Source organism: Mycobacterium sp. 1165196.3 (genome assembly GCF_001673415.1).
Lineage (GTDB): Bacteria > Actinomycetota > Actinomycetes > Mycobacteriales > Mycobacteriaceae > Mycobacterium > Mycobacterium europaeum_A.
In genome coordinates this window covers 21247-47508 of sequence record NZ_LZLU01000122.1, presented here as the reverse complement: position 1 = coordinate 47508, position 26262 = coordinate 21247, and the positions used below count along the sequence as shown (strand labels likewise).

Genomic DNA, 26262 nt, shown 5'->3' with positions numbered 1-26262 from the left:
CTATCCCCGTCCCGTCGTGACCTGCGCCGAAGCCCGGCGTTCGCGGGCCACCTGCTGAACGGCGCCCAGGCCGTTGTAGGCCGGCTTTGCCAGCGTCGGGGACTTGGACGCCAGGTACACCAGCGGCCAGGTCACCAGGAACACCACCACGATGTCGAGGACGGTGGTGAGGCCCAACGTGAAGGCGAAGCCGCGCACCTGGCCGATCGCCAGGGCGTAGAGCACCGCGGCGGCCAGGAAGGTGACGGCGTTACCCGACACGATGGTCTTGCGGGCCCGCACCCAGCCTCGTGGCACCGCGGACCGGAACGAACGGCCTTCGCGGATCTCGTCTTTGATGCGTTCGAAGAAGACGACGAACGAGTCGGCGGTGGTACCGATACCGATGATCAGACCCGCGATGCCCGCCAGATCCAGGGTGTAGTTGATCTGGCGACCCAGGATCACCAGGATCGCGAAAATCATTGCGCCGGAAGCGCCCAGCGACAGGGCGGTGAGCAGTCCCAGCACCCGGTAGTAGAGCAGCGAGTACACCAGCACCAGGATCAGGCCGATGGCGCCCGCGATCAGGCCCGCCCGCAGCGAGGTCAATCCCAGTGTCGCCGAGACGGTTTGGGCCTCCGAGGCCTCGAAGGACAGCGGCAGTGAGCCGTATTTGAGGACGTTGGCCAGCTGCTTGGCCGTCGCGGCGGTGAACGGCGGATCGCCACCGCTGATCTGGGTGCGGCCGCCGGGGATCGCCTCCTGGATCATCGGCGCGCTGACCACCTGCGAGTCCAGCGTGAAGGCGGTCTGGGTGCCGATGTGGGCGGCGGTGAAGTCGGCCCAGGTGTTCGCCGCGGCGGACTTGAACTGCAGGTCGACAACGTAGCCGATGCCGCGCTGGTTCTGGCTGGCGCTGGCGTCCTGGATCTGGTCACCGCTGATGATCGACGGCCCCAGCAGGTAGGCGACCTTGTGGTCGGTGGAGCAGGTGATCAACGGCTGGGCGGGATCGTCGTTGCCGGCCAAGATGTCTTCCTTATCGCAGCGCGTCGCCTGGAATTGCAGGGCCAGGAACTGGATGCCCTGACGCGTGCTCTGGCGCCACTTCTTCTCGTCGGCGATGCGGTCGGCGAGTTCCTTGCGCGGGTCGGGCGGCGCGGGTTGTTCCCCGGGCGGCGCCTCGGCCGCGGGACCCCCGGGCGCGGGCGCCGGTGCGGGTGCCCCGGGCGCGGGCGCTGGCGCGGGGCTGGGTGCCGGGCTGGGAGTCGGGGGCGGGTCCTGCGGATACGGCCGGGGCTGGGCACCCGGGTGCGCGGGAGCCGGCTGAGCCGGTTGTCCCGGAGCCGGCTGTCCTGGCGCCGGTTGTCCTGGCGCCGGTTGACCCGGAGCTGGCTGACCCGGCGCCGGTTGTCCCGGAGCGGGCTGGCCGGGCGCGGGCTGGCGCGGCGCCGGCTTGGGCTCCGCGCTCTGGGCCGGCATGGAGTTGAGCACCGGCCGGATGTAGAGCCGGGCGGTCTGGCCCAGGTTGCGCGCCTCGTTGCCGTCGTTTCCGGGGACCGTGATGATCAGGTTGTCGCCGTCGACCACGACCTCCGAACCGGAAACGCCGAGCCCGTTGACCCGGGCGCCGATGATCTGCTGGGCCTGCGCCAACGCCTCACGGCTGGGCTTCGACCCGTCCGGGGTGCGCGCGGTCAGCGTGACGCGGGTGCCGCCCTGCAGGTCGATACCGAGCTTCGGAGCGGCTCGCTTGTCCCCGGTGAGGAACACCAGCAGGTAGACGCCGACGAGCAATAACAAGAAGACCGACAGGTAGCGGGCAGGGTGCACCGGCGCCGAAGACGATGCCACGTTCCTTCTATCTCCTCGAATATCGGTTACTTACCCCGGAGGAGAGCCTACGTGGCCCTCGATTACCGGTTGCGCAAGCGGTCCGCCGGGTGGCGATCGGCCGTCAGGAATCCTTGCTGATCGAGCCCTCGTCGGCGGGGTCGTCGCCGTCGGCCAGGTCCTCGTCGTCGTCGGGCAGGATCCGGTCACGGATCGCCAGCTTCATCCAGGTGGTCACCACCCCGGGGGAGATCTCCAGATCCACGTTGTCCTCGGTGATGGCGACGACGGTGGCCTGCAGGCCAGACGTGGTGTGCACCCGATCGCCCGGGCGCAAGGACTCGTGCAGGTCGATAGTGGCCTGCATCGCGCGCTTCTGACGGCGCGATGCCAAGTACATGAACCCGCCCATGATGAGCAGGAACGGCAGGAACAGGATCAGACTCTGCATGGACGCGCCTGTCTTTCGTCGTAAATATTCTTCGGCATACGGGGCATTACTACGGCTGGGTGCCGGTAGGACTCGTGCGTCGCGCACCTCGTAACGGTCCAGTGTGCCCGTTCAGTCTGGCAGGCCACGGGTCGCGACCGACCGCCACGGTGCACGCAGTGCCCGCCGGGGTCAAGCTCGATAGGCTTTTGATGCGACGTGACACGCGCGCCGCGGGGAGGAGTTTTGTGGTGGCCAGCCTCGAGCAGACCCGCCAGCTGGTCACCGAGATCCCCGGTCCGGCATCGCTGGAACTGAGCAAGCGCCGGGCCGCGGCGGTGTCGCACGCGGTGAACGTGTCGGTGCCGGTTTTCGTGGCCCGTGCCGGCGGCGGAATCATCGAGGACGTCGACGGCAACCGGCTGATCGACCTGGGCTCCGGCATCGCGGTGACGACGATCGGCAACTCGTCACCCCGGGTGGTCGAAGCGGTGCGCGCGCAGGTCGAAGAGTTCACCCACACCTGCTTCATGGTGACGCCCTACGAGTCCTACGTCGCCGTCGCCGAGACGCTCAACCGCATCACCCCGGGTTCGGGCGAGAAGCGCTCGGTGCTGTTCAACTCCGGCGCCGAGGCGGTGGAGAACGCCGTCAAGGTCGCGCGCGCCTACACCCGCAAGCCCGCCGTGGTGGCGTTCAACCACGCCTACCACGGCCGAACCAACCTGGCCCTGGCGCTGACCGCCAAGTCGATGCCCTACAAGGGCGGCTTCGGCCCGTTCGCGCCGGAGATCTACCGTGCGCCGCTGTCCTACCCCTATCGGGACGGCCTGGTCGACAAGGAACTGGCCACCGACGGGGAAAAGGCCGCCGCGCGCAGCATCAACATCATCGAGAGCCAGATCGGCGCCGACAGCCTGGCCGCGCTCATCATCGAGCCGATCCAGGGCGAGGGCGGGTTCATCGTTCCGGCCGAGGGCTTCCTGCCCACCCTGCTGGACTGGTGCCACAAGAACGACGTGGTGTTCATCGCCGACGAGGTGCAGACCGGATTCGCGCGGTCGGGCGCCATGTTCGCGTGTGAGCACGAGGGCATCGAACCCGACCTGATCTGCACCGCCAAGGCCATCGCCGACGGACTGCCGCTGTCGGCGGTCACCGGGCGGGCGCAGATCATGGACGCCCCGCAGGTCGGCGGTTTGGGTGGCACCTTCGGCGGAAACCCGTTGGCTTGCGCGGCGGCGTTGGCCACCATCGAGACGATCGAGAACGACGGTTTGATCGAGCGCGCGCAGCGGTTGGAACGCCTGATCACCGAGCCGCTGTTGCGTCTGCAGGCCGGCGACGACCGGATCGGCGACGTGCGCGGCCGGGGCGCCATGATCGCCATCGAACTGGTGAAGTCGGGAACCGCCGAGCCCGACAAGGAACTGACCCAGAAGCTGACCGTCGCGGCCGCCGCCGCCGGCGTGATCGTGTTGACGTGCGGCATGTGGGGCAACATCATCCGGCTACTGCCTCCGCTGACCATCAGCGACGAGCTGCTGGCCGAGGGCATCGACATCCTCGGCGGCCTGCTGCGCGAGCTGTAGACCGGGACATCCCCACCGCGCGTGGGCAATCTCACAAACACCACAAACGCCAGATCATGGTGGAATACCTTTACTTTAGCTAACGTTCTATATGTCAGCGCGAACAGCGCAATTTGACTCGCTAACTTTCATTTGCAAGGGATCTGTTATGTCGACTGCTATTCACGACGAAGAACTCAACCGCCGCATCGAGCAACTCATTGCCAACGACCCCCAGTTCGCCGCCGCCCGGCCGGACCCGGCGATCACCGCCGCCACCGAGCAGCCGGGGCTGCGGCTGCCCCAGATCATCCGGACCGTGCTCGACGGCTATGCCGACCGGCCCGCACTGGCGCAGCGCGTCGTGGAATTCGTCAAGGACGCCAAGACCGGGCGCACCACCGCCGAGCTGCTCCCCCGCTTCGAGACCATCACGTATGGCGAACTGGGCGAACGGGTTTCGGCTCTCGGCCGCGCCTGGGCCAGCGACTCGGTGAGCCCCGGCGACCGCGTCTGCGTGCTGGGCTTCAACAGCGTGGACTACGCCACGATCGACATCACGCTGGGCACCATCGGCGCCGTGTCGGTGCCGCTGCAGACCAGCGCGGCGATCTCGTCGCTGCAGCCGATCGTCGCCGAGACCGAGCCCAGCCTGATCGCCTCGAGCGTCAACCAGCTGCCCGACGCCGTGGAGCTGATCCTGGCCGGCGACCACGTGCCCGGCAAGCTCGTCGTGTTCGACTACCAGCCCGAGGTCGACGACCAGCGCGAGGCCGTGGAGAGTGCCGTGGCCCGGCTGGCCGGCACCGATGTGGTGGTCGAGAAGCTCGCCGACGTGTTGGAGCGCGGCAAGGACCTACCCCCGGTTCCCGAGCAGCAGACCGACGAGGACTCGCTCGCGCTGTTGATCTACACCTCCGGCAGCACCGGCGCCCCGAAGGGTGCGATGTACCCGCAGAGCAACGTCGGCAAGATGTGGCGGCGCGGCAGCAAGAACTGGTTCGGCGAGAGCGCCGCGTCGATCACCCTCAACTTCATGCCGATGAGCCACGTCATGGGGCGCGGAATCCTCTACGGCACGTTGGGCAACGGCGGCACCGCCTACTTCGCGGCCCGCAGCGACCTGTCCACCCTGCTCGAGGACCTCGAGCTGGTGCGGCCCACCGAGATGAACTTCGTCCCGCGGATCTGGGAAACGCTGTACGGCGAATTCCAGCGCCAGGTCGAGCGCCGGCTGGCCGACGGTGCCGATCGCCAGGCCGTTGAGGAAGAGGTGCTGGCGGAACAGCGCCAGTACCTGTTGGGCGGGCGGTTCATCTTCGCGATGACGGGCTCCGCACCCACCTCACCGGAACTGAAGAAGTGGGCCGAGTCGCTGCTGCAGATGCACTTGATGGACGGCTACGGCTCGACCGAGGCCGGAATGGTGTTGTTCGACGGGGAGATTCAGCGTCCGCCGGTGATCGACTACAAGTTGGTCGACGTTCCCGACCTGGGCTACTTCAGCACCGACCGCCCGCACCCGCGCGGTGAGCTGTTGCTGCGGACCGAGAACATGTTCCCCGGCTACTACAAGCGGGCCGAGACCACTGCGAACGTGTTCGACGAGGACGGGTACTACCGGACCGGTGACGTGTTCGCCGAGATCGCCCCGGACCGGCTGGTGTACGTCGACCGACGCAACAACGTGCTCAAGCTCGCCCAGGGTGAGTTCGTCACGCTGGCCAAGCTCGAGGCGGCGTTCGGCAACAGCCCGCTGATCCGCCAGATCTACGTCTACGGCAACAGCTCCCAGCCCTACCTGCTGGCCGTGGTGGTGCCGACCGAAGAGGCGTTGGCGGACAATGACATCGAGTCGCTCAAGCCCAAGATCGCCGACTCGCTGCAGAAGGTCGCCAAAGAAACCGGCCTGCAGTCCTACGAGGTGCCGCGCGACTTCATCATCGAGACCACCCCGTTCAGCCTGGAAAACGGTCTGCTGACCGGGATCCGCAAGCTGGCGTGGCCGAAGCTCAAGGCGCACTACGGCGAACGGCTCGAGCAGATCTACGCCGACCTGGCCGCCGGCCAGGCCAACGAGCTGGCCGAACTGCGCCGCAGCGGCGCCCAGGCGCCGGTGCTGCAGACCGTCAGCCGCGCCGCGGCCGCCATGCTGGGCGCGACGGCCGGCGACCTGTCACCCGACGCCCACTTCACCGATCTGGGTGGAGACTCGTTGTCCGCGTTGACATTCGGCAACCTGCTGCGCGAGATCTTCGACGTCGACGTGCCGGTGGGTGTGATCGTCAGCCCGGCCAACGACCTGGCGGCCATCGCCGCCTACATCGAGGCCGAGCGCCAGGGCTCCAAGCGGCCGACGTTCGCGGCCGTGCACGGACGCGGCGCCACCACGGTGCACGCCAGTGACCTCACGCTGGACAAGTTCCTCGACGAGGCCGTCCTGGCCGGCGCGCCGAGCCTGCCCAAGCCGGCGACCGAGGTGCGCACGGTGCTGTTGACCGGCGCGACCGGATTCCTGGGCCGCTACCTGGCGCTGGACTGGCTCGAGCGGATGGACATGGTCGACGGCAAGGTCATCGCACTGGTGCGGGCCCGCTCCGACGACGAAGCGCGCACCCGGTTGGACAAGACCTTCGGCGTGGGCTCTCCCGAAGGCGACCCGAAACTGCTGGCGCACTACCAGAAGCTGGCCGCCGACCACCTCGAGGTGATCGCGGGCGACAAGGGCGAGGCCAACCTGGGCCTGGACCAGCAAACCTGGCAGCGACTGGCCGAGGAGGTCGACATCATCGTCGACCCGGCGGCCCTGGTGAACCACGTGTTGCCCTACAGCGAGCTGTTCGGGCCCAACGCGCTGGGCACCGCGGAGCTGATCCGGATCGCGTTGACCTCCAAGCAGAAGCCATACACCTACGTGTCGACGATCGGCGTGGGCGACCAGATCAAGCCGGGTGAGTTCGTCGAGGACGCCGACATCCGGCAGATCAGCGCCACCCGCGAGATCAACGACAACTACGCCAACGGCTACGGCAACAGCAAGTGGGCCGGCGAGGTGCTCCTGCGCGAGGCGCACGACCTGTGCGGTCTGCCCGTCTCGGTGTTCCGCTGCGACATGATCCTGGCCGACACCACCTACTCCGGTCAGCTCAACCTGCCGGACATGTTCACCCGGCTGATGCTGAGCCTGGTCGCCACCGGTATCGCGCCCGGTTCGTTCTACGAGCTCGACGCCGACGGCAACCGGCAGCGGGCGCACTACGACGGCCTGCCGGTCGAGTTCATCGCCGCGGCGATCTCGACGCTGGGGACGCAGATCACCGACAGCGACACCGGCTTCCAGACCTACCACGTGATGAACCCGTACGACGACGGCATCGGTCTGGACGAGTACGTCGACTGGCTGGTCGAGGCCGGGTACTCGATCGAGCGCATCGCCGACTACTCCGAATGGCTGCGGCGGTTCGAGACGTCGCTGCGGGCCCTGCCGGATCGGCAGCGTCAGTACTCGCTGCTGCCGCTGTTGCACAACTACCAGAAGCCGGAAAAGCCGATCAACGGCTCGATGGCGCCCACCGATGTGTTCCGCGCGGCGGTGCAGGAAGCGAAAATCGGCCCCGATAAAGACATTCCGCATGTCACGGCGCCGGTGATCGTCAAGTACATCACCAACCTGCAGTTGCTCGGACTGCTCTAAGGGCAAGATAGCAATCGCCCAGTCCCGTTGCGGGACTGGGCGATTGCTGTTGATTGGCGCAGAACTACTGCTGCGGGTGCGGCCAACGCAGATACGCGGCGTTGGCGCCGGCCCCTGCGCCGGCGCGGTTACGGCGCCAGCCCCGCTTGGGCTCGGGGTCCGCCGCGGCGCGCGGCTTGGTCAGCGCGCCCGAGGAGACCTCGGCGGGCTCGTAAACCGAATCCCGGTAGGGCTCCACGCCCCCGGGGGCCGCGGCGGGTTCGGCCGCCACCGGATGCACGTCGCGGGCCAGGCGCACGGCGGTGCGGGCCAGCACGACCCCACCCACGAAGATGATCAGCGCGCCCAAGCCCGAGAAGTAGGTGACCTCGAGCACCGCGCGCTTGCGTTCGGTCGCCGCGATCGGGTCACCGGCGGAGCCGATTCCCAACAGCGGGGCGACCTGGCCGCCCACGACGAACCAGGCGCCGGCCAGCACGGCCAGCCAGCCGCCCAGCATGGCGGCGACCCGGTTTCCCGCGACGATCAACAACAGGCCGCCGAGCACGGTGGCCGCGCCCGGAGCCACTTCCAGCCAGCCGCGGGCGGAGCTCCACGCCCAATCCCGGTCCGGTGTATAGGCGAAATTAAAGTGCGGACCAACAAACGGTATTAACGCCCCCCAGGCTCCCAAAATGACCAGGAGCAATCCGCTGACCGCGCCTCGCGAACGCGGCATACTGAGCCCGCGGGTTTGGCCGTCTTGTGCGTATTTCATGACATCCCCTCGTTGAATACCGGGTCTGATTCCGGCCTGGGATGGTTACCCAGCGCCTTCCACTACTAACCCACACGGCAAACGAAAGCCACCGCTAGCCGGGGGCTTTTGAGGCTGGTGAGACTGGTGTTACTAGTGAAGGCCGAGCAACAGCAGCACGATCGCGATCGCGGGAAACGTGCCCTGCGTCGCGGCGGCACGGGCCTTGTCGCGCGCCGACGCGACCAGCACCACCGCCGCCGCGGCCATCGACCCGACGCCGGCAAAGACGAGCGCCGCTCCAATGCCCCTGTGCCCCAACGCGACTGCGGCGATGCCCACGCCGGTGACGATGGCCAGGAAAAGGTTGTAGAAGCCTTGGTTGAACGCCAGCGCCTTGGTGGTCTCGGCGTCGGCCGCGGTGGTGCCGAAGGTGGCGCGGGTGCGCGGCGAGGTCCAGGTCAACGATTCGATCACAAAGATGTAGACGTGCAGCAACGCCGCCAGCGCGGCGAACACCAATCCGGCGGCGATCATCGCTCCTCCTCGCTGTTCGGGCGCCGGTGAACTCTACCGATCGGGGGTTGACCGGGCCAGCCTGACGCGGCAAGGCCCCGGTAGCCGAGGGCTACCGGGGCCTTGCCGACTCAGCGGGTCAGGCGCCCGCGTGGTGGTGCCGGTGGAACAGGCCACCGCCTTCGCCGGTGCGCCGGCGGAACAGTCCGCCACCCGTGCGCCCGCGGGGCTGCGGTCCGGCCGCGACGGCGTCGGTCCGCGCCGGCGCCGCGCCGCGGGTCTCGTCGTACATGGCCGGTTCGGCGGCCGGCACGGCCTCGCCCGCGACCGGCGCCGGGTGGGTCACCACGACGTCGCGCGCGTGCCGCACGGCCAGCCGCGCCACCGCGGCGCCGCCCAGGAACACGATCAGCGCACCCAGGCCGGTGAAGTAGGTGACCTCGAGCAGGGCGCGTTTGAGGTCCGTCGCCGCCGCCGGTTGCCCGACGTCGCCGATCCGGAGCGTCGACGCGAACGCGCGGCCGACCACGAACCACGCGCCGCCGACGACCGCCAGCCAGCCGCCGAACACGGCGCTGGCCCGATTGCCGGACATGAGCACCAGCAGGCCGCCCACCGCCGTCGCGACGCCGGGGAGCACCTCCAGCCAGCCCTTGGCCGTGGTCCACGTCCAGGCCGGATCGGCCATGTACGCCCAGTCGACGTTGGGCCCGAAGAAGGGCACCAGTGCGCCCCACGCGCCCAGCAGTATCAGCAGTAGCCCGGTTAGCGCGCCGCGGGTGCGTGGCATGTACAGCGCGCGGGGTCGGTCGTAGTCGTCGCTCGTGGTCCTCATCGGAACCTCCTTCAACAGGTATCGCTGCTGTGAGCCTGGTTACCCGGCGATGCCGGGGTGTAACCGGTCGACGGCCGCGCGCGTGTTTGCTGGGGCGGTCGCAGCGGGGGTGCACACGGATGGCCCGGCGCCTGACCGGCGGCGGTCTAGCGGGTCTGACCAGGCCGGACGCCGGACCGCGCGAAGGGCCGGACCCCGCTGGGCGCAAAGGTCACGATTTGGCCGCGAAACGGCCCGGCGGGCACCGAACCAGCCGCTAGTCGAACAGGCCGGGTTGGCCCAGCCCGGTGACCCCGGCCGGCGGGACCATGCCGAGGTGCGTCCACGCCTGGGCGGTGGCCACCCGGCCGCGCGGGGTCCGCGCGACCATGCCGGCGCGGACCAGGAACGGCTCGCACACCTCCTCGACGGTGGTGGCCTCCTCGCCCACCGCCACCGCCAGCGTCGACACCCCGACCGGGCCGCCGCCGAAGCTGCGGGTCAGCGCCGAGAGCACCGCCCGGTCCAGCCGGTCCAGGCCCAGCTCGTCGACGTCGTACACCGCCAGCGCGGCCTTGGCGACATCGCGGGTGATCACGCCGTCGGCGCGCACCTCGGCGAAGTCGCGAACCCGGCGCAGCAGCCGGTTGGCGATCCGCGGCGTCCCGCGCGAACGGCGGGCGATCTCCTCGGCCGCATCGCCGCCCAGCTCGATGCCCAGGATCCCGGCGGAGCGGGCCAGCACCCGCTCCAGCTCGGCGGGCTCGTAGAAGTCCATGTGCGCGGTGAAACCGAACCGGTCGCGCAGCGGGCCGGTCAACGCGCCGGACCGGGTGGTGGCGCCGACCAGGGTAAAGGGCGCCACTTCCAGGGGGATCGACGTCGCGCCGGGACCCTTGCCGACCACCACGTCGACCCGGAAGTCCTCCATGGCCAGGTACAGCATCTCCTCGGCGGGCCGCGCGATGCGGTGGATCTCGTCGATGAACAGCACGTCGTGCTCGACGAGGTTGGACAGCATGGCCGCCAGGTCACCGGCACGTTCCAGCGCGGGCCCGGACGTCAGCCGCAGCGAGGACCCCAGCTCGGCAGCGATGATCATCGCCAGCGACGTCTTGCCCAGGCCCGGCGGACCGGACAGCAGGATGTGATCCGGTGTGCCGCCACGGTTTTTGGCGCCCTCGATGACCAGCTGCAGCTGTTCGCGCACCCGCGGCTGGCCGATGAACTCGCGAAGCGAGCGCGGCCGCAGGCTGACGTCGATGTCGCCCTCGCCGGACGCCAGCGCGCCGGAGACCTCCCGGTCCGCGTAGTCGTCGCCGACGTCGTGCGGACTCATCGGGCCTTGCCCAGCAACGACAGGGCGGCGCGCAGGGCGCCCGAGGTGGTGGCGTCGTGCTCGGCGGCCAGCACCTTGTCAGTGGCTTCCTCGGCCTGCTTGACGGCGAACCCGAGCCCCACCAACGCCTCCACCACCGGCCCGCGGACCGCGTGGCCGTTGAGCGCCGCACCCGGCGACGCTCCCCCGCCCGCCCCGGCGGCGCCGACCTTGTCGCGCAGTTCCAGGACCATCCGTTCGGCGCTGCGCTTGCCGATGCCGGGCACCCGGGTGAGCGCGGTGACGTCGCCGTCGTACAGCGCCTGACGCAGCGCCGCGGCGTCGTGCACGGCCAGCGTCGCCATCGCCAGCCGGGGCCCCACCCCGGACACCGACAGCAGCGTCAGGAACAGGTCGCGGGTATCGGTGTCGGTGAAGCCGTACAACGTCATCGAGTCCTCGCGCACGATCATCGCGGTGATCAGCCGCGCCTCGGTCCCGGCCCGCAACGTGGACAGGGTCGACGGGGTCGCGTTCACCCGGTAGCCGACGCCGGCGGCCTCGATCACCACGTGATCGAGCGCCACCTCGAGGACCTCGCCCCGCACAGAGGCGATCATCGCGCGGCCTTCAGCTTGGCGCCCAACTTGGCGCGGTATTTCTCGCGCTGCTCGGCGGCCATCGCTTCGGCCGCGGCCATCCGGGCGATCATCGGGGCCCGCCAGCAGTGACAGATCGCCAGGGCCAACGCGTCGGCGGCGTCGGCCGGCGACGGTTTGGCTTGCAGCGCAAGGATTCTGGTGACCATCGCGGTGACCTGCGCCTTGTCGGCCGCGCCGTTGCCGGTGACCGCGGCCTTGACCTCGCTGGGGGTGTGGAAGTGCACGTCGATGCCGCGTTTGGCGGCCGCCAGCGCGACCACGCCGCCAGCCTGGGCGGTGCCCATCACCGTCGACACGTTCAGTTGGGAGAACACCCGCTCGATCGCCACGACGTCGGGTTGGTGGGTGGCCAGCCAATGCTCGACGGCGTCGCTGATCCGCAGCAGCCGCTCGGCCAGTGGTGCGTCCGACGGGGTGCGCACCACGTCGACGTCCAGCGCCACCACCGTGCGCCCGCGCCCGCTTTCGACGACCGACAGACCGCATCGGGTCAGGCCGGGATCGACGCCCATCACCCGCATTCCCGCTCCCACCTAGTAGAACAGCTGTTCGATACCCTAGCGGCCGGCGCCGACGGGCCCGGGTAGGACACGCGGCGCCACCCCCGATTCCCGCCGCGACGTTACGGCGCCGAACCCGCGAAAAAGCTGTTAGCTTTAGCCCACGTTCGCTCGAGCAAGGTGGCAACGAAGGGGTTGGCGTGGGATCTCTGCTGGTCATGATCGCCGTGGTGCTCTTCATCGCGTCCATCGTGGTGTTAGTGGTGGCTTTGCGGCGGCCCAAGCAGCCGGCCCAGCGGGGCGGGCGCCCGGATCCGCTCGCCGCCGACGCGATGCCCCAGTTCGGGCCGCGCCAGCTCGGGCCCGGCGCCATCGTCAGCTACGGCGGTACCGACTACATCGTGCGCGGTTCGGTCACCTTCCGCGAGGGCCCCTTCGTCTGGTGGGAGCACCTGCTAGAGGGCGGCGACCAGCCGCTCTGGTTCAGCGTCGAGGAGGACGACGGGCGCCTGGAACTCGCGCTGTGGGTGACCCGCAAGGACGTGCCGCTGCGGCCCGGCGACCCCTACGTCGTCGACGGCGTGATGTTCCACGAGTCCGAACGCGGCCGCGCCTCCTATACCACCGAGGGCACCACCGGCCTGCCGGCCGGCGGCGAGATGGAGTTCGTCGACTGCACCAACGCCGACGAGTCAGCGCTGCTCTCGTTCGAGCGCTGGGCCCCGGACATGCCCTGGGAGGTCTCGACGGGCAAGTCCGTCTCGCCCGGCGAGATCACCGTGTATTCGGCGCCCCCACCCAGCCCGGCGTAGCGCAGAAGGTCAGGTCGGTGCCCCTTCATCAGCTCGCCGTGACCCCGGCCGATGTATCCGGCGAACGGCTGGGGCTGGCCCTCAACGCACCCGTGCCCGCGCCGCTGGCCAGCTGCCGGCTCGACCACCCCGGCGGCGGCCCGGCGCTACTGCTCGGGGTGCTCGGGGCCTCACACGTCGTCGCGGTGGAGCAGGCGTTCTCGGAGGAAATCTCTTGCACCGCGCGCAATCTCGGGGCCGACCTGCCCGAGCGCACCGACGCGCCCGGTTACCGCCTGCGGTCGCGCACCGACACCCACGACGAGGCGAGCTTTCGCCGGCTCGCACGGGACCTGCGCGCCCGGTGCGCCCGCCGGGCGGGCTGGCTCGGCGGCACCTTCCCCGGCGACGACGCCGCACTGACCGTGCTGGCCGCCGAAGCCGACGGCGCCGGCTGGCGCTGGCGGACCTGGCACCTCTACCCGGGGCGGCACGGCGGAACGGTGGTCCACACGGCCAGCCGGTGGCGCCCGTGAGCCGCAACCGCCTGTTCGTGATCGCCGGCGTGCTGGGCGCCGCCGGCCTGGTGTGCCTGATCTTCGGAATCATCTTGTTGCAGAAGAACATCGGGTCATACGTCGCCGGGCACTATCACGAATACGCCCGCGACGTGAACGGGACTCGCTACCAGTGCAGCGGGTCCCCCGACCAGGTGGCCGACGCGCTCGCCGACTATGCCGAACCCAACGCGCGGGCCGACAACGGCAAAACCGAGTACCTGCGCTACAGCAACAACATCGTGATCGTCGGGCCCGACGGCGGCTACCCGTGCAGCATCCGCGTCGAACCCCTGAGCGCCGGATACAGCCACGGCGCCTTCATCTTCCTCGGCCCCGGGTTTTCCCCCGGATCCCCATCGGGTGGCGCCGGAGGCACCCCCGGCGGCCCCGGCGGAACCAAATGACTCCCACCACCGCAAAGGAGAGCACCATGTATCTCGCCGTCGAGATCGGCACCGTCGACCTCAATCCCGTGCTGAAAGGCGCGGTCGCGACCATCCTGTACTTCGCGGTCGGCATGGCCGTGCTGCTCGTCGGGTTTTACGCGGTCGACGTGCTGACCCCGGGCAAGCTGCGCCAGCTGGTGTTCATCGACCGCCGGCCCAACGCGGTGGTGGTCGCCGGCGCGATGTACATCGCGCTGACGATCGTGATCATCACCGCGATCGCCAACAGCTACAGCCAGCTGGGCCAGGGCCTGGTGGGCGTGGCGGTGTACGGGTTGATGGGCGTGATCCTGCTGGGCGTCGCGCTGTTGACCATGCACCTGCTGATCCCGGGCAGTTTCCACGAGCACATCGACGAGCCCGAGCTGCATCCGGGATCGTTCGCGGTGGCGCTGATACTGCTCGCCGTGGGAGGGGTGACCGCCGCGGCGGTGTCATGAGCGCGGTCGGGTCTGCGGGCGAGGTGCGGGCGCCCGAGGCGATGCGGCCCGCGGCGACGTCGGGGCGGTGGCGGGCGCTGTTGCTGGCCGCCGTGGCGGCCTGCGCGGCGTGCGGCATCATCTACGAACTCGCGCTGCTGACGCTGTCGGCGAGCCTAGACGGCGGCGGCATCGTCGCCACGTCGCTGATCGTCGCGGGCTACATCGCCGCGCTGGGCGTGGGCGCCCTGGTGGTCAAACCCCTGCTGGCGCACGCCGCGATCACCTTCATCGCCGTCGAAGCGCTGCTGGGCATCGTCGGCGGCCTGTCGGCGGCGGCGCTGTACGTGGCGTTCGCGTTCGTGGACGGGTCGACGTGGGTGCTGGCGGTGGGCACCGCGCTGATCGGCGGCCTGGTCGGGGCCGAGGTGCCGCTGCTGATGACGCTGCTGCACCGGGGCCGGACAGGGCCCGACGAAGACCAGGCGGCCGATGCCGGCCGCACGCTGGCCAACCTCAACGCCGCGGACTACCTGGGCGCGCTGCTGGGCGGGCTGGTCTGGCCGTTCCTGCTGCTGCCGCAACTGGGGATGATCCGGGGCGCCGCGGCCACCGGCATGATCAACCTGGCCGCGGCGGCCGTCGTGGCGGTTTTCCTTCTGCGCCAAGTGGTTTCGATACGGCAGCTGGCGTTGGCGCTGGGCGCGCTGGCCGCCGCCGCGGCGCTGCTGGCCACCCTGCTGTTGCGCTCGGCGGACATCGAAACCACAAGCAGGCAAAGGCTTTACGCGGACCCGATCATCGCCTATCGGCACACGGCCTATCAGGAGATCGTGGTGACCCGCCGCGGCAACGACACCCGGCTGTATCTGGACGGCGGGCTGCAGTTCTCCACCCGCGACGAATACCGCTACACCGAGAGTCTCGTCTACCCCGCCCTCGGCGGGGTTTCCCAAGGCGCGCGATCGGTGCTGGTGCTCGGCGGCGGAGACGGCCTGGCGGCCCGCGAATTGCTGCGTGTCCCCGGCATTTCCACGATCGTGCAGGTCGAGCTCGACCCCGCGGTGATCGACATCGCGCGCACCACGCTGCGCAGCGCCAACGGCGGTTCGTTGGACAACCCGCGGGTGGCCATGGTGACCGAGGACGCGATGAACTGGTTACGCCGGCCGAACGTGGACCGCTTCGACGCGGTCATCGTCGACCTTCCCGACCCCGACACACCGGTGCTGGGCCGGTTGTACTCGACGGAGTTCTACGCGCTGATCGCCCGCGCGCTGACGCCCGGTGGGCTGATGGCGGTGCAGGCGGGCAGCCCCTTCTCCACCCCGACGGCGTACTGGCGCACGGTGTCGACGATCCGCGCCGCCGGCTACGCCGTCACGCCGTATCACGTGCACGTGCCCACGTTCGGGGACTGGGGATTCGCCCTGGCCCAGCGCGGCGACGCCGCCCCCGCACCGAGGGTGCCCGCGAATGCGCCGCCGCTGCGTTTCCTCAATCAGCAGGTGCTCGACGCCGCCGGCGTCTTCTCCGGTGACATCGGCCCGCGGCCGGTGGAGCCGTCGACCCTGGACAATCCGCGCATCGTCGAGGACATGCGGCACGGCTACGACTAAAACCGGGGTCGGGCCCGCGAAAAGTGGCCACCCTGAGCCGGCGTGTCGTCTCCGCGAACGAAAGGACCGAACCGAAATGCAGAAACCGCGGTTGGTGGGCGAGGCGCGCCGGGCCCTCGTGCTGTTGGGCACAGTGTTCGGTCTCGCGATGCTCGGTGCTGGTGGGGCAAGTGCCGATGGTCCGGTCCAGTTGAGAAGCCGGTTAGGCGATGCCTGTGTGGACGGCCCGGGATCGGGATGGCTGGCCCCGGTGGTGGTCAACCCGTGCAACGGTGCGGACTCGCAGCGTTGGACTCTCAGCGGTATCGGGCGACTCGAGAGCGCGGCCTTTCCCGGGCAATGCCTGAATTCCGACGGCACGGGGGCGGCGCACCTCGTGGCCTGTTGGGACAGCCAGCGGTGGAACGTGCAGCCCAACGGCCAGATCACGGCCGTCCTGGGTGGTTGCCTCGCCGTCCTCGGCGGCCCCGACCCGGGGACCTGGGTGTCAACCCGCTGGTGCAATGGAGATCCAGGCCAGGGGTGGGATATCGTACCCTGACGCCGCAGGCCTATTCTTCGTCGAGCGCGGCCAGCACCTCGTCGGACAGGTCGACGTTCGTCCAGACGTTCTGCACGTCGTCACTGTCCTCCAGGGCGTCGACGAGCTTGAACACCTTGCGCGCGCCCTCGACGTCGACCGGCACGCTGACGGACGGCTGGAAGCTGGCCTCCGCGGACTCGTAGTCGATGCCGGCGTCCTGTAGTGCGGTGCGTACCGCGACCAGGTCGGTCGGCTCGGAGATGATCTCGAAGCTGTCGCCGAGGTCGTTGACGTCCTCGGCGCCGGCGTCCAGCACCGCGGTCAGCACGTCGTCCTCGGTCAGGCCGTTCTTCTCCAGCGTGACGACGCCCTTGCGGGTGAACAGGTAGGACACCGAGCCGGGATCGGCCATGTTGCCGCCGTTGCGGGTGACCGCGACCCGGACCTCGCCGGCGGCCCGGTTGCGGTTGTCGGTCAGACACTCGATGAGCACCGCCACGCCGTTGGGCCCGTAGCCCTCGTACATGATGGTCTGGTAGTCGGCGCCGCCGGCTTCCTCGCCCGCCCCACGCTTGCGGGCGCGCTCGATGTTGTCGTTGGGCACCGAGGTCTTCTTCGCCTTCTGGATGGCGTCGTAGAGCGTCGGGTTGCCCGCCGGGTCACCGCCGCCGGTGCGGGCGGCGACCTCGATGTTCTTGATCAGCCGGGCGAACTCCTTGCCCCGGCGCGCGTCTTTGACGGCCTTCTGGTGCTTGGTAGTGGCCCACTTGGAATGGCCGCTCATCGCTGTCCTATCTGAAAGTCCTCTTGTTTTTGTGGCCAGACGAGTCTACGTGGACGCCCGATGCGCCGACCGTCACGCCAGCATGGCAGTCGTTACCGGACGTCACTCCTGCGTGACGCTCGGCGGCCCCGGTGCGGTCAATCGTCACCTCCGGTGACGAGGTCGACGAACAGGTGGTGGATGCGCCGGTCGCCGGTCATCTCGGGGTGAAACGCCGTCGCCAGGTTGCGTCCTTGCCGCACCGCGACGCCATGTCCGGCCGCGCTGGCCAGCACCTCGACGCCGTCGCCCGTGCGCTCCACCCAGGGGGCGCGGATGAACACCGCGCGCACCGGATCGTCGAGCCCAGCGAACGGGATGTCACCCTCGAACGAGTCGACCTGTCGTCCAAAAGCGTTGCGCCGCACCGTCATATCGATCGCCCGCAGCGGTAGCGCCTCGCGCCCGCCCGCGCCGGCGTCCAGAATCTCGCTGGCCAGCAGGATCATCCCGGCGCAGGCGCCGTAGGCGGGCAGCCCGTCGGCCAGCAGGCCCCGCAACGGCTCCAGCAGCCCGAGATCTCCCAGCAGATGGCTCATGGTGGTCGATTCGCCACCGGGGATGACCAACCCGTCGACCGACTCGAGCTCGCTGCGCCGCCGCACCGGCATCGATTCGGCGCCGGCCTCGCCCAGGGCGGCCAGGTGTTCGCGGGTGTCGCCCTGCAGCGCCAGCACCCCGATCCTGGGATGGGTCACGGCGCGCTCACGTCGGCTGGTATCCGCGCTTGAAGCGGGTCAGCCCCTCCTGCATGACCGCCGCGACCATCTCACCGGACTGGGTGAAGATCTTGCCCTGGCACAGCGAGCGGCCGCCGCTGGCCGACGGCGAGCTCTGGTCGTAGAGCAGCCATTCGTCGGCCCGGAACGCCCGCATGAACCACATCGCGTGGTCCAGCGACGCCACCTGCAGGTGCTCGCGCACGTCGAGATGGGTGACCTGGGCCGATCCCAGCAGCGTCAGGTCGCTCATGTAGGCCAGCGCGCAGATGTGCAGCACCGGGTCGTCCGGCAGCGGATCACGATGGCGGAACCACACCTGCTGCTGGGAAGCCTTGCCCGGCGACAGCTGCAGCCGATCGCGCGGCACGATGCAGACGTCCCACTCCTCGAACTGCTTGAATCCGGCGTCGTCGAAGACCTTGATCGAGTCCAGCCCCGGCAGCCCGTCCGGCGGCGGCGCGGCCGGCATCGGGTCCTGGTGGTGGATGCCCTCCTGGTCTGTATGGAAGGAGGCGCCCATGGAAAAGATGATTTCGCCGTGCTGGATGGCGTTCACCCGCCGGGTGGCGAAGGACCCGCCGTCGCGGGAGCGCTCGACGATGAAGACCGTGCGCTCCTTGGCGTCCCCGGGCCGCAGGAAGTACCCGTGCAGCGAATGCACCTGATAGTGCGGGTCGACGGTGCGCACCGCCGACACCAGCGACTGCCCGGCTACATGCCCCCCGAAGGTGCGCTGCAAAAATCCCGACTCTGGGCTGAAGATGCTGCCCCGGTAGATGTTGAACTCGAGTTGCTCGAGATCAAGAATCTCTTCGATCGCCACGGAGAAGTTTTACCAGCCGCGTTCGGCCAGCCGGTGCGGCTCCGCGATCTGTTCGACGTTGATGCCGACCATCGCCTCGCCCAACCCGCGCGACACCTTGGCCAGCACGTCGGGGTCGTCGTAGAACGTGGTCGCCTTGACGATCGCGGCAGCGCGCGCGGCGGGGTCACCGGACTTGAAGATGCCCGAGCCCACGAACACGCCCTCGGCGCCGAGCTGCATCATCATCGCCGCATCCGCCGGGGTGGCGATGCCGCCCGCGGTGAACAGCGTCACCGGCAGCTTGCCCGCCCGGGCCACCTCCACGACCAGGTCGTAGGGGGCCTGCAATTCCTTTGCGGCCACGAACAATTCGTCTTCGGACAGCGATGTCAGGCGGCGGATCTCGCCGCCGATGGCCCGCATGTGCGTGGTCGCGTTGGAGACGTCGCCGGTGCCGGCCTCGCCCTTGGAGCGGATCATGGCCGCGCCCTCGCTGATGCGCCGCAGCGCCTCACCGAGGTTGGTCGCCCCGCACACGAACGGCACGGTGAACTTCCATTTGTCGATGTGGTGGGTGTAGTCGGCCGGGGTGAGCACCTCGGACTCGTCGACGTAGTCCACGCCGAGGCTCTGCAGGATCTGCGCCTCGACGAAGTGGCCGATGCGGGCCTTGGCCATCACCGGGATGGTCACCGCGGCGATGATGCCCTCGATCATGTCCGGGTCGCTCATCCGCGACACCCCGCCCTGGGCGCGGATGTCGGCGGGCACCCGTTCCAGCGCCATGACGGCCACGGCGCCGGCGGCCTCGGCGATCTTGGCCTGCTCGGGGGTGACGACGTCCATGATGACGCCGCCCTTGAGCATCTCGGCCATGCCGCGCTTGACGCGCGCCGTCCCGGTTCGCCCGTTGCCGTTCGGGGGGTGGGCGGTACTCACTGCTTGATCTCCTTCAACCGTTGTCGACCCAGTCTAATGAGGCGCTTTGGCCGCGTTCACCACGCGGAGTCAGCGGATGGACAGCAGCGGGCCGGGCGCGCGGCCGCCGGCCAGCGCGGCCGCGTCGGTGAGCAGTCCGGATAGCTGCATGGGATACACCGTCTCCCCCGCCGCCACCAGCTGCGCGATGTCAGCAGCGTCACACCAGCGGTGGCCGTGGATGTAGCTGCGTTCCAGCTCGGTTCGTCCGGTGCGCGACGGCTCGAACCGCCGGGTGCGGTAGACGAAGTAGAACTCCTCGCTGTCGATCAGCGAGCCGTTGAACTCGAAGACCTCGTCGCGGCGCCAGACCGGCCCGATCATCTCGGCCGGCGCGACCCGCAGGCCGGTTTCCTCGGCCAGCTCCCGCGCGGCGGCCTCGGCCAGCCGCTCCCCTTGCTGAACTTCGCCGCCCACCGTGAACCACCATTTCGGCGCGTGCCGCTCGGCCAGCGCGGGGTCCGACCCGCACAGCAGCAGCACCGCGCCGGTCTCGTCGAGCAGCACGACGCGCGCCGAGGTGCGGTGGTTGAGGACGCCGTGATCGCCGTGGGCCAGCGCGTGTGGTCGCTCGACGATCTCGAAATAGCTCGGCAGCGCCGCGGTGCCGCCCAGGTGAAAGAGCCGCACCAGGGGCCGTTCGGCCAGGGCCAGGGTGTCGCGGACCGCGTCGTTGTGGAAGCGGCGGGCCAGCACCACCCGGGCCTCGGCGTCGGCCAGCTCGGCGATCAGCCCGGCCGGCAGCGACGCCGGATCGACGACGGCCAGCGCGGCCGACAGCTCGTTCTCGGCGTTCTCCCGCGCGGGCCGGGGCGCGCCTTCGGCGGCGTCGGCCAGCGCCGCCAGCCGTCGCCCTTCGGACGCGCCGCCGTAGGCGTCGATGGCGACCGCGCGCGACACCACCGCGCGCCGGGCCAGCGCGCCGTCGAGTGCCTGCCAGGACAGGTCGTAGCGGACGTGCAGCCGGTCCAGCCGGTTGGCGGTCCGGTAGGCCCAGGCGCCGACGACCGCCAGCACCGCGACGAAGACCGCGATGGCGACAATCAGCCATGTCATCAACTGGCCACCTCAACCTTGGCGCCTGACGCGGCGACCGTCTCGTACACCCGCATGATCTGGCTGGCGACCACTGACCAGTCGTAGCGCTGGACAGCTGCCGAACCGGCCGCCACATATCGTTCCCGCAGCACATCATCCTCCAGCACCGCGATCAGCGCATCGGCAAGCGCGTCGCTGTCGCCGACGGGCACCAGGCAGCCCACGTCACCGTTGGCCAGCACGCGCCGGAAGGCGTCCAGGTCGCTGGCCACCACCGGCGTCCCGGCGGCCAGCGCCTCGACGAGGACGATGCCGAAGCTCTCCCCGCCGAGGTTGGGCGCGCAATACACGTCCGCGCTGCGCATGGCCGAGGCCTTCCCGGCATCGTCGACCTGGCCCAGAAAGCGGAGGCGGTCCACGAATTCGCCTGCCGCGACGCGCAATTGGTCCTCGTCGCCGCGGCCGACGACCAGCAGCTGCACGTCATCGAACCGCTCGACCAGCCCGGGCAGCGCCTCGAGCAGCACCGACATGCCCTTGCGCGGTTCGTCGTAGCGGCCCAGGAACAGCACGGTCTTGCCGGCGCGCGGGTAGCCGTCCAGGGGCGGGGCGGAGGCGAACGAGGCGACGTCGACGCCGTTGGGGATCTCCACCGCATCGGTGCCCAGCGCCTCCATCTGCCAGCGTCGCGCCAGGTCGGAGACCGCGATCCGGCCGACGATCTTCTCGTGCATCGGGCGCAGGATGCCCTGAAACACCGTCAGCGTCAGCGATTTGGTGGTCGACGTGTGAAACGTCGCCACGATCGGGCCCTCGGCGATGTTGAGGGCCAGCATGGACAGGCTCGGTGCGTTCGGCTCGTGCAGGTGCAACACGTCGAATTCGCCTTCGGCGAGCCACTTTTTGACCTTGCGATGAGTGGCCGGCCCGAACCGCAGCCGGGCCACGGACCCGTTGTAGGGAATCGGGACGGCCTTGCCGGCCGAGACGACGTAGTCGGGCAGCGCGGCGTGCGGCGAGGACGGCGCGAGCACGCTGACGTCATGGCCCCGGGCGCGCATCACCTCGGCCAGTTGCAGGACGTGCGACTGCACCCCGCCCGGAACGTCGAACGAGTAGGGGCAGACCATCCCGATCCGCATCAGGTGTCCTTTAGCCGGGCCTGCTTGGCTTCCGGGAGGTCGGCCAGCCACTGCGGCTGCATCATGTGCCAGTCCTCGGGACGGGCGGCGATGTTCTTGGCGAAATGATCGGCCAACACCTGGGTGATGGCGCCGACGTCGCCGCCGGTGCAATCCAGCGGCGACTGTATGTCGACGCCCCAGCCCCGCTCCTCGAACCAGCAGTGCGCCGGCAGCAGGGCCGCGCCGGTCGCGATCGCGAGCTTCGCCGGCCCGGCCGGCATCCGGGTGGGCTCACCGAAGAAGTCGACCTGCACGCCGGTGCGGGTCAGGTCGCGCTCGGCCATCAGGCACACCACCCGGTTGGCCCGCAGCCGATCGCACAACACGTCGAACGCCGGCCGCTCTCCCCCGGACAGCGGCAGCACCTCGAAGCCGAGGCCCTCGCGGTAGGCGATGAAGCGCCGATAGAGCGACTCGGGTTTGAGGCGCTCGGCGACGGTGGTGAAGGTGCCGTGGGTCTGCGCCAGCCATACCCCGGCCATGTCCCAGTTGCCGCTGTGCGGCAAGGCGATCACCGCGCCGCGGCCGCTGGCCAGCGCCGCCTCGATGTTCTCTCGCCCCAGCACCGAGTCGTGCAGCGCGCGTCCCACCGCAACCAGGTCCATGCCCGGCAGCCGGAACGCCTCGCGCCAGTAGCGGGCGTAGGAGGCCAGCGAGGCCCGCATCAGCGAGTCCGGCACCTCCTCGGGCGGCACAGCAATGACGCGGGCCAGGTTCTTGCGCAGCTGGTCGGGGCCGCCGCCGCGCGCGGCATAGCGAGCCCCGGCCTCGAAGGCGTTGCGCGCGGCGAACTCCGGCATCGCCCGCACCGCCATCCACCCCGAGGCGTATGCCCAGTCGGCGCCCATCCCGCCGGTCAGGCGGCCCACCGTCCGGCTGGCCAGCTGGCGGGCCATCCGGCGTTGTGCCCCAAGCGTTTTCATGCCCGGCGGAGTGGGAATCACGGGCCGTCCGATCCGACCAGCCGGTCGGTCGCCCCCGGCGAGGTGCGCACCGCGTGCAGCCGCTGCGCGCAGGTGAGCAGGCTGGCCAGCGCCAGCACCCACATGGCGACCGGTAGCGCGGGCGGCCAGGCGACGTAGGGAAAGTCCGACACTCCCGCGCCGACCAGCACGATGATCAGCCGCTCCGGCCGTTCGATCAGGCCGCCGTCGCCGCGCAGCCCGCTGGCTTCCGCGCGGGCCTTGATGTAGGAGATCACCTGCGAGGTGACCAGGCAGATCAGCGTCGCCACCGCCAGCAGCTTGTCGTGCAGGCCGAAGACGATCCACCACAGCAGCCCGCAGAACACCGCGCCGTCGCTGACCCGGTCACAGGTGGCGTCCAGCACCGCGCCGAATCGAGTGCCGCCGCCGCGTTCCCGGGCCATCGCCCCGTCGAGCATGTCGAAGAGGACGAAGAACCAGACCACCAGCGTGCCGATGAACAGCTTGCCCATCGGGAACAGGATCAGCGCCCCGGCCACCGCGATGATGGTGCCCAGGACGGTGACGACGTCGGGGGTCAATCCCAGCCGCAGGCATGCCCGTGCGGTCGGAGTGGTCAGCCGCGCGAACGCCGCCCGCGACAGGAACGGCATTTTGCTCATGGTTGTTTCGTCCACTCCGTGGCCAGCAGCTGACGCGTCTCGCGCAGCAATTGCGGGATCACCTTGGACCCGCCGATGATGGTGATGAAATTCGCGTCGCCACCCCAGCGCGGCACCACGTGCACGTGCAGGTGTTCGGCCAGCGAGCCACCCGCCGACGTCCCCAGGTTCAGGCCGACGTTGAAACCGTGCGGCCGGGACACGTTCTTGATGACGCGAATTGCCTTCTGAATGAAGGACATCAGCTCCGCGCTTTCCGGGTCGGTCAGATCCTCCAGTTCGGAAACCCGCCGATAGGGCACCACCATCAGGTGGCCGGGGTTGTACGGGTACAGGTTGAGCACGGCGTAGACGAGTTCGCCGCGGGCGACTACCAGGCCGTCTTCGTCGGCGAGGTGCGGAATGTCGGTGAACGGCTGCTCGCTCTTGCTCGACGAGTTGGGGTCGCGCTTCAGCGGCGCCTCGGCCAGGTAGGTCATCCGGTACGGCGTCCACAGCCGCTGCAGGTGGTCTTGCTCGCCGACACCCCTGTCCAGGATGGTGTCATCGGTGCCCTGCTCGGCGGGTTGGCGATCACTCACAGTCACTCACCACTTGACACTTTCACGAGTTCGGCTGTGGGCACGGAATTCTCGCGATCGGCGATCCACTTCACGATCGCGTCGACCGCGCTGTCGCGGGGCACGCCGTTGATCTGGGTGCGGTCCCCGAACCGGAAGCTGACGGCGCCGGCCTCGACGTCGCGGTCGCCGGCCAGCAACATGAACGGGACCTTCTGATTGGTGTGGTTGACGATCTTCTTGGCCATCCGGTCGTCGCTGGCGTCGACCTCGATCCGCACACCGTGCGATTTCAACTGTGCGGCAATGCTTTCCAGGTATTCCACGTGGTCGTCGGCGACCGGTATGCCCACCGCCTGCACCGGCGCCAGCCACGCCGGGAACGCCCCCGCATAGTGCTCGGTGAGGATGCCGAAGAATCGCTCGATCGATCCGAACAGCGCGCGGTGGATCAGCACCGGCCGCTGCCGCGACCCGTCGGACGCGGTGTATTCCAGCTCGAATCGGTCGGGCATGTTGAAGTCGAGCTGGATGGTCGACATCTGCCATCTGCGGCCCAACGCGTCCTTGACCTGCACCGAGATCTTCGGGCCGTAGAACGCCGCGCCACCGGGGTCGGGAACGAAATGCAACCCGGACGCCACGGCGACCTCGCGCAGGACTTCGGTGGCCTCGTCCCACATCTCGTCGGAGCCCGAGTACTTCTCCGGGTCCTTGGTGGACAGTTCCAGGTAGAAGTCGTTGAGCCCGTAGTCGGCCAGCAGGTCGAGCACGAAGCGCAGCAGCGAGGTCAGCTCGTCGCGCATCTGCTCGCGCGTGCAGTAGATGTGGGCGTCGTCCTGGGTCATGCCGCGCACCCGGGTCAGGCCATGCACCACGCCCGACTTCTCGTAGCGGTACACGCTGCCGAATTCGAAGAGCCGCAACGGAAGCTCGCGGTACGAGCGGCCGCGCGACCGGTAGATCAGGTGGTGCATCGGGCAGTTCATCGGCTTGAGGTAGTAGTCCTGCCCGGGCTTGCGCACCGTGCCGTCCGCGTTGAACTCCGCGTCGAGGTGCATCGGCGGGTACATGCCGTCGGCGTACCACTCGAGGTGGCCCGACGTGATGTACAGCTGTTCCTTGGTGATGTGCGGGGTGTTGACGAACTCGTAGCCGGCCTCGATGTGCTTGCGCCGCGAGTACTCCTCCAGCTCGCGACGGATGATGCCGCCCTTGGGGTGGAAAACCGCCAGGCCGGAACCGATTTCGTCGGGGAAACTGAACAGGTCCAGCTCGACGCCCAGCCTGCGGTGGTCGCGGCGCTGGGCCTCTTCGATCAGCTCGAGGTAGGCGTCCAGCGCCTCCTGTGACTCCCAGGCGGTGCCGTAGATGCGTTGCAGACTGGCGTTGCTCTGGTCGCCGCGCCAGTAGGCGGCCGAGCTTCGGGTCAGCTTGAACGCCGGGATGTGCTTGGTCGTCGGGATGTGCGGACCCCGGCACAGGTCACCCCAAACCCGTTGCCGGGTACGGGGATTGAGGTTGTCATAGGCGGTGAGTTCGTCATTGGAACCAGGGGGGCCGACCTCCATTATTTCGGGGTCGCCGGACTTGTCGTCGACGAGTTCGAGCTTGTACGGCTCGTTGGCCAGCTCGGTGCGCGCCTGGTCCTTGGATTCGTACACCCGCCGCTCGAACAGCTGGCCCTCTTTGACGATCTGGCGCATCCGCTTTTCCAGCTTGGCCAGATCTTCCGGTGTGAACGGCTCCGGCACGTCGAAGTCGTAGTAGAAGCCGTCGGTGATCGGCGGCCCGATCCCAAGCTTGGCTTGCGGGAACAGCTCCTGGACGGCTTGGGCCAGTACGTGGGCGGCCGAATGCCGGATGACGCTGCGGCCCTCGTCGGTGTTGGCGGCCACCGGGACCACCTCGGCGTCGACGTCGGGCGTCCAGCTCAGGTCGCGCAGCTTTCCCGAGTCGTCGCGCACCACCACGACGGCATCGGGCGTGCCGCGCCTCGGCAACCCGGCTTCGCCGACCGCGGCGGCCGCGGTGGTCCCGGCGGGCACCCGGATAGGGGCAAGCGGGACGTGGTTGGCGGGGGCGCTCATGAGGCTGGTTCTCCAAGGTTGGTCGTGTGAGGCGTCGATCGCTGCAATGCTATCGGGGCC

At 69.3% G+C, this 26262-nt stretch carries 26 protein-coding genes; 8 read left to right on the top strand and 18 right to left on the bottom strand.

Features of this window, described 5'->3' with window-relative positions; translation table 11 throughout:
* Together secD and yajC are read right to left on the bottom strand one after the other, a co-directional pair.
* A complete protein-coding gene (secD, locus tag A5659_RS13490; protein WP_067181746.1) occupies positions 1–1836 on the bottom strand; it encodes a protein translocase subunit SecD in 1836 nt (611 codons plus the stop codon).
* 103 nt (positions 1837–1939) lie between these two features.
* A complete protein-coding gene (yajC, locus tag A5659_RS13485; RefSeq protein ID WP_066863870.1) occupies positions 1940–2266 on the bottom strand; it encodes a preprotein translocase subunit YajC in 327 nt (108 codons plus the stop codon).
* Positions 2267–2496: 230 nt separating this feature from the next.
* Here yajC and gabT point away from each other — a divergent pair, with 230 nt between their 5' ends.
* Together gabT and car are read left to right on the top strand one after the other, a co-directional pair.
* A complete protein-coding gene (gene gabT / locus A5659_RS13480) occupies positions 2497–3837 on the top strand; it encodes a 4-aminobutyrate--2-oxoglutarate transaminase (protein ID WP_066882211.1) in 1341 nt (446 codons plus the stop codon).
* Positions 3838–3985: 148 nt separating this feature from the next.
* A complete protein-coding gene (car, locus tag A5659_RS13475) occupies positions 3986–7510 on the top strand; it encodes a carboxylic acid reductase (RefSeq protein WP_067181743.1) in 3525 nt (1174 codons plus the stop codon).
* A gap of 64 nt (positions 7511–7574) precedes the next feature.
* Here car and A5659_RS13470 read toward each other — a convergent pair whose 3' ends face one another.
* From A5659_RS13470 to ruvC, 6 genes are all read right to left on the bottom strand, one after another.
* Positions 7575–8267: a hypothetical protein gene (locus A5659_RS13470; RefSeq protein WP_066863865.1), complete on the bottom strand. Its 693-nt coding sequence runs from the start codon at positions 8265–8267 to the stop codon at positions 7575–7577.
* Between the two features lie 132 nt (positions 8268–8399).
* Complete coding sequence (locus tag A5659_RS13465) at positions 8400–8783, bottom strand: DUF1304 domain-containing protein (protein ID WP_067181739.1); 384 nt, start codon at positions 8781–8783, stop codon at positions 8400–8402.
* 118 nt (positions 8784–8901) lie between these two features.
* Positions 8902–9597 (bottom strand): hypothetical protein, encoded by a 696-nt coding sequence (locus tag A5659_RS13460; RefSeq protein ID WP_066882157.1) that lies wholly within the window; start codon positions 9595–9597, stop codon positions 8902–8904.
* Between the two features lie 256 nt (positions 9598–9853).
* Positions 9854–10915 carry a Holliday junction branch migration DNA helicase RuvB gene (gene ruvB, locus A5659_RS13455; protein ID WP_067181736.1) on the bottom strand — a complete coding sequence of 354 codons (1062 nt, stop codon included), beginning with the start codon at positions 10913–10915 and terminating at the stop codon, positions 9854–9856.
* Complete coding sequence (ruvA, locus tag A5659_RS13450) at positions 10912–11514, bottom strand: Holliday junction branch migration protein RuvA (RefSeq protein ID WP_067024645.1); 603 nt, start codon at positions 11512–11514, stop codon at positions 10912–10914. The genes ruvB and ruvA overlap by 4 nt, the downstream gene beginning before the upstream one ends.
* Positions 11511–12077, bottom strand: coding sequence for a crossover junction endodeoxyribonuclease RuvC (gene ruvC, locus A5659_RS13445; RefSeq protein ID WP_066882161.1), 567 nt, complete (start codon positions 12075–12077; stop codon positions 11511–11513). The genes ruvA and ruvC overlap by 4 nt, the downstream gene beginning before the upstream one ends.
* A gap of 179 nt (positions 12078–12256) precedes the next feature.
* Between ruvC and A5659_RS13440 the strand changes: the two genes are divergently transcribed.
* The 6 genes from A5659_RS13440 (at position 12257) to A5659_RS13415 (ending at position 16432) form a co-directional block, all read left to right on the top strand.
* On the top strand, positions 12257–12868 hold the full coding sequence (locus A5659_RS13440) for a DUF4178 domain-containing protein (protein WP_066863852.1): 612 nt from the start codon (positions 12257–12259) through the stop codon (positions 12866–12868).
* 17 nt (positions 12869–12885) lie between these two features.
* Entirely contained in the window at positions 12886–13383 is a 498-nt protein-coding gene (locus tag A5659_RS13435) for a DUF2617 family protein (protein WP_067181731.1), read from the top strand.
* A complete protein-coding gene (locus tag A5659_RS13430) occupies positions 13380–13811 on the top strand; it encodes a DUF4247 domain-containing protein (RefSeq protein WP_067181768.1) in 432 nt (143 codons plus the stop codon). Before A5659_RS13435 ends, A5659_RS13430 begins: the two co-directional genes overlap by 4 nt.
* 26 nt (positions 13812–13837) lie before the next feature.
* Entirely contained in the window at positions 13838–14293 is a 456-nt protein-coding gene (locus tag A5659_RS13425) for a DUF350 domain-containing protein (protein WP_066863848.1), read from the top strand.
* A gap of 41 nt (positions 14294–14334) precedes the next feature.
* On the top strand, positions 14335–15891 hold the full coding sequence (locus A5659_RS13420) for a polyamine aminopropyltransferase (RefSeq protein ID WP_369829378.1): 1557 nt from the start codon (positions 14335–14337) through the stop codon (positions 15889–15891).
* Positions 15892–15967: 76 nt separating this feature from the next.
* Positions 15968–16432 (top strand): RICIN domain-containing protein, encoded by a 465-nt coding sequence (locus tag A5659_RS13415; protein ID WP_066863843.1) that lies wholly within the window; start codon positions 15968–15970, stop codon positions 16430–16432.
* Positions 16433–16442: 10 nt separating this feature from the next.
* Here the strand turns inward: A5659_RS13415 and A5659_RS13410 are convergent, their stop codons facing one another.
* The 10 genes from A5659_RS13410 to thrS form a co-directional block, all read right to left on the bottom strand.
* Entirely contained in the window at positions 16443–17198 is a 756-nt protein-coding gene (locus tag A5659_RS13410) for a YebC/PmpR family DNA-binding transcriptional regulator (RefSeq protein ID WP_066863840.1), read from the bottom strand.
* Between the two features lie 137 nt (positions 17199–17335).
* Positions 17336–17935, bottom strand: a complete 600-nt coding sequence (pdxT, locus tag A5659_RS13405) for a pyridoxal 5'-phosphate synthase glutaminase subunit PdxT (RefSeq protein ID WP_066863837.1) — start codon at positions 17933–17935, stop codon at positions 17336–17338.
* A gap of 7 nt (positions 17936–17942) precedes the next feature.
* Positions 17943–18782 carry an acyl-CoA thioesterase II gene (gene tesB / locus A5659_RS13400; RefSeq protein WP_066863834.1) on the bottom strand — a complete coding sequence of 280 codons (840 nt, stop codon included), beginning with the start codon at positions 18780–18782 and terminating at the stop codon, positions 17943–17945.
* Positions 18783–18791: 9 nt separating this feature from the next.
* Entirely contained in the window at positions 18792–19703 is a 912-nt protein-coding gene (gene pdxS / locus A5659_RS13395; protein ID WP_066863831.1) for a pyridoxal 5'-phosphate synthase lyase subunit PdxS, read from the bottom strand.
* Between the two features lie 69 nt (positions 19704–19772).
* Positions 19773–20798, bottom strand: a complete 1026-nt coding sequence (locus A5659_RS13390) for an NUDIX domain-containing protein (protein WP_066863828.1) — start codon at positions 20796–20798, stop codon at positions 19773–19775.
* A complete protein-coding gene (locus A5659_RS13385; protein WP_067024629.1) occupies positions 20798–21922 on the bottom strand; it encodes a glycosyltransferase family 4 protein in 1125 nt (374 codons plus the stop codon). The genes A5659_RS13390 and A5659_RS13385 overlap by 1 nt, the downstream gene beginning before the upstream one ends.
* Entirely contained in the window at positions 21922–22860 is a 939-nt protein-coding gene (locus tag A5659_RS13380) for a phosphatidylinositol mannoside acyltransferase (RefSeq protein ID WP_156748900.1), read from the bottom strand. Before A5659_RS13380 ends, A5659_RS13385 begins: the two co-directional genes overlap by 1 nt.
* A gap of 44 nt (positions 22861–22904) precedes the next feature.
* Complete coding sequence (gene pgsA, locus A5659_RS13375; protein ID WP_067181725.1) at positions 22905–23552, bottom strand: phosphatidylinositol phosphate synthase; 648 nt, start codon at positions 23550–23552, stop codon at positions 22905–22907.
* Positions 23549–24133 carry an HIT domain-containing protein gene (locus A5659_RS13370; protein WP_066863818.1) on the bottom strand — a complete coding sequence of 195 codons (585 nt, stop codon included), beginning with the start codon at positions 24131–24133 and terminating at the stop codon, positions 23549–23551. The genes pgsA and A5659_RS13370 overlap by 4 nt, the downstream gene beginning before the upstream one ends.
* 2 nt (positions 24134–24135) lie before the next feature.
* A complete protein-coding gene (thrS, locus tag A5659_RS13365; RefSeq protein ID WP_067181722.1) occupies positions 24136–26202 on the bottom strand; it encodes a threonine--tRNA ligase in 2067 nt (688 codons plus the stop codon).
* Positions 26203–26262: the final 60 nt, after the last annotated feature.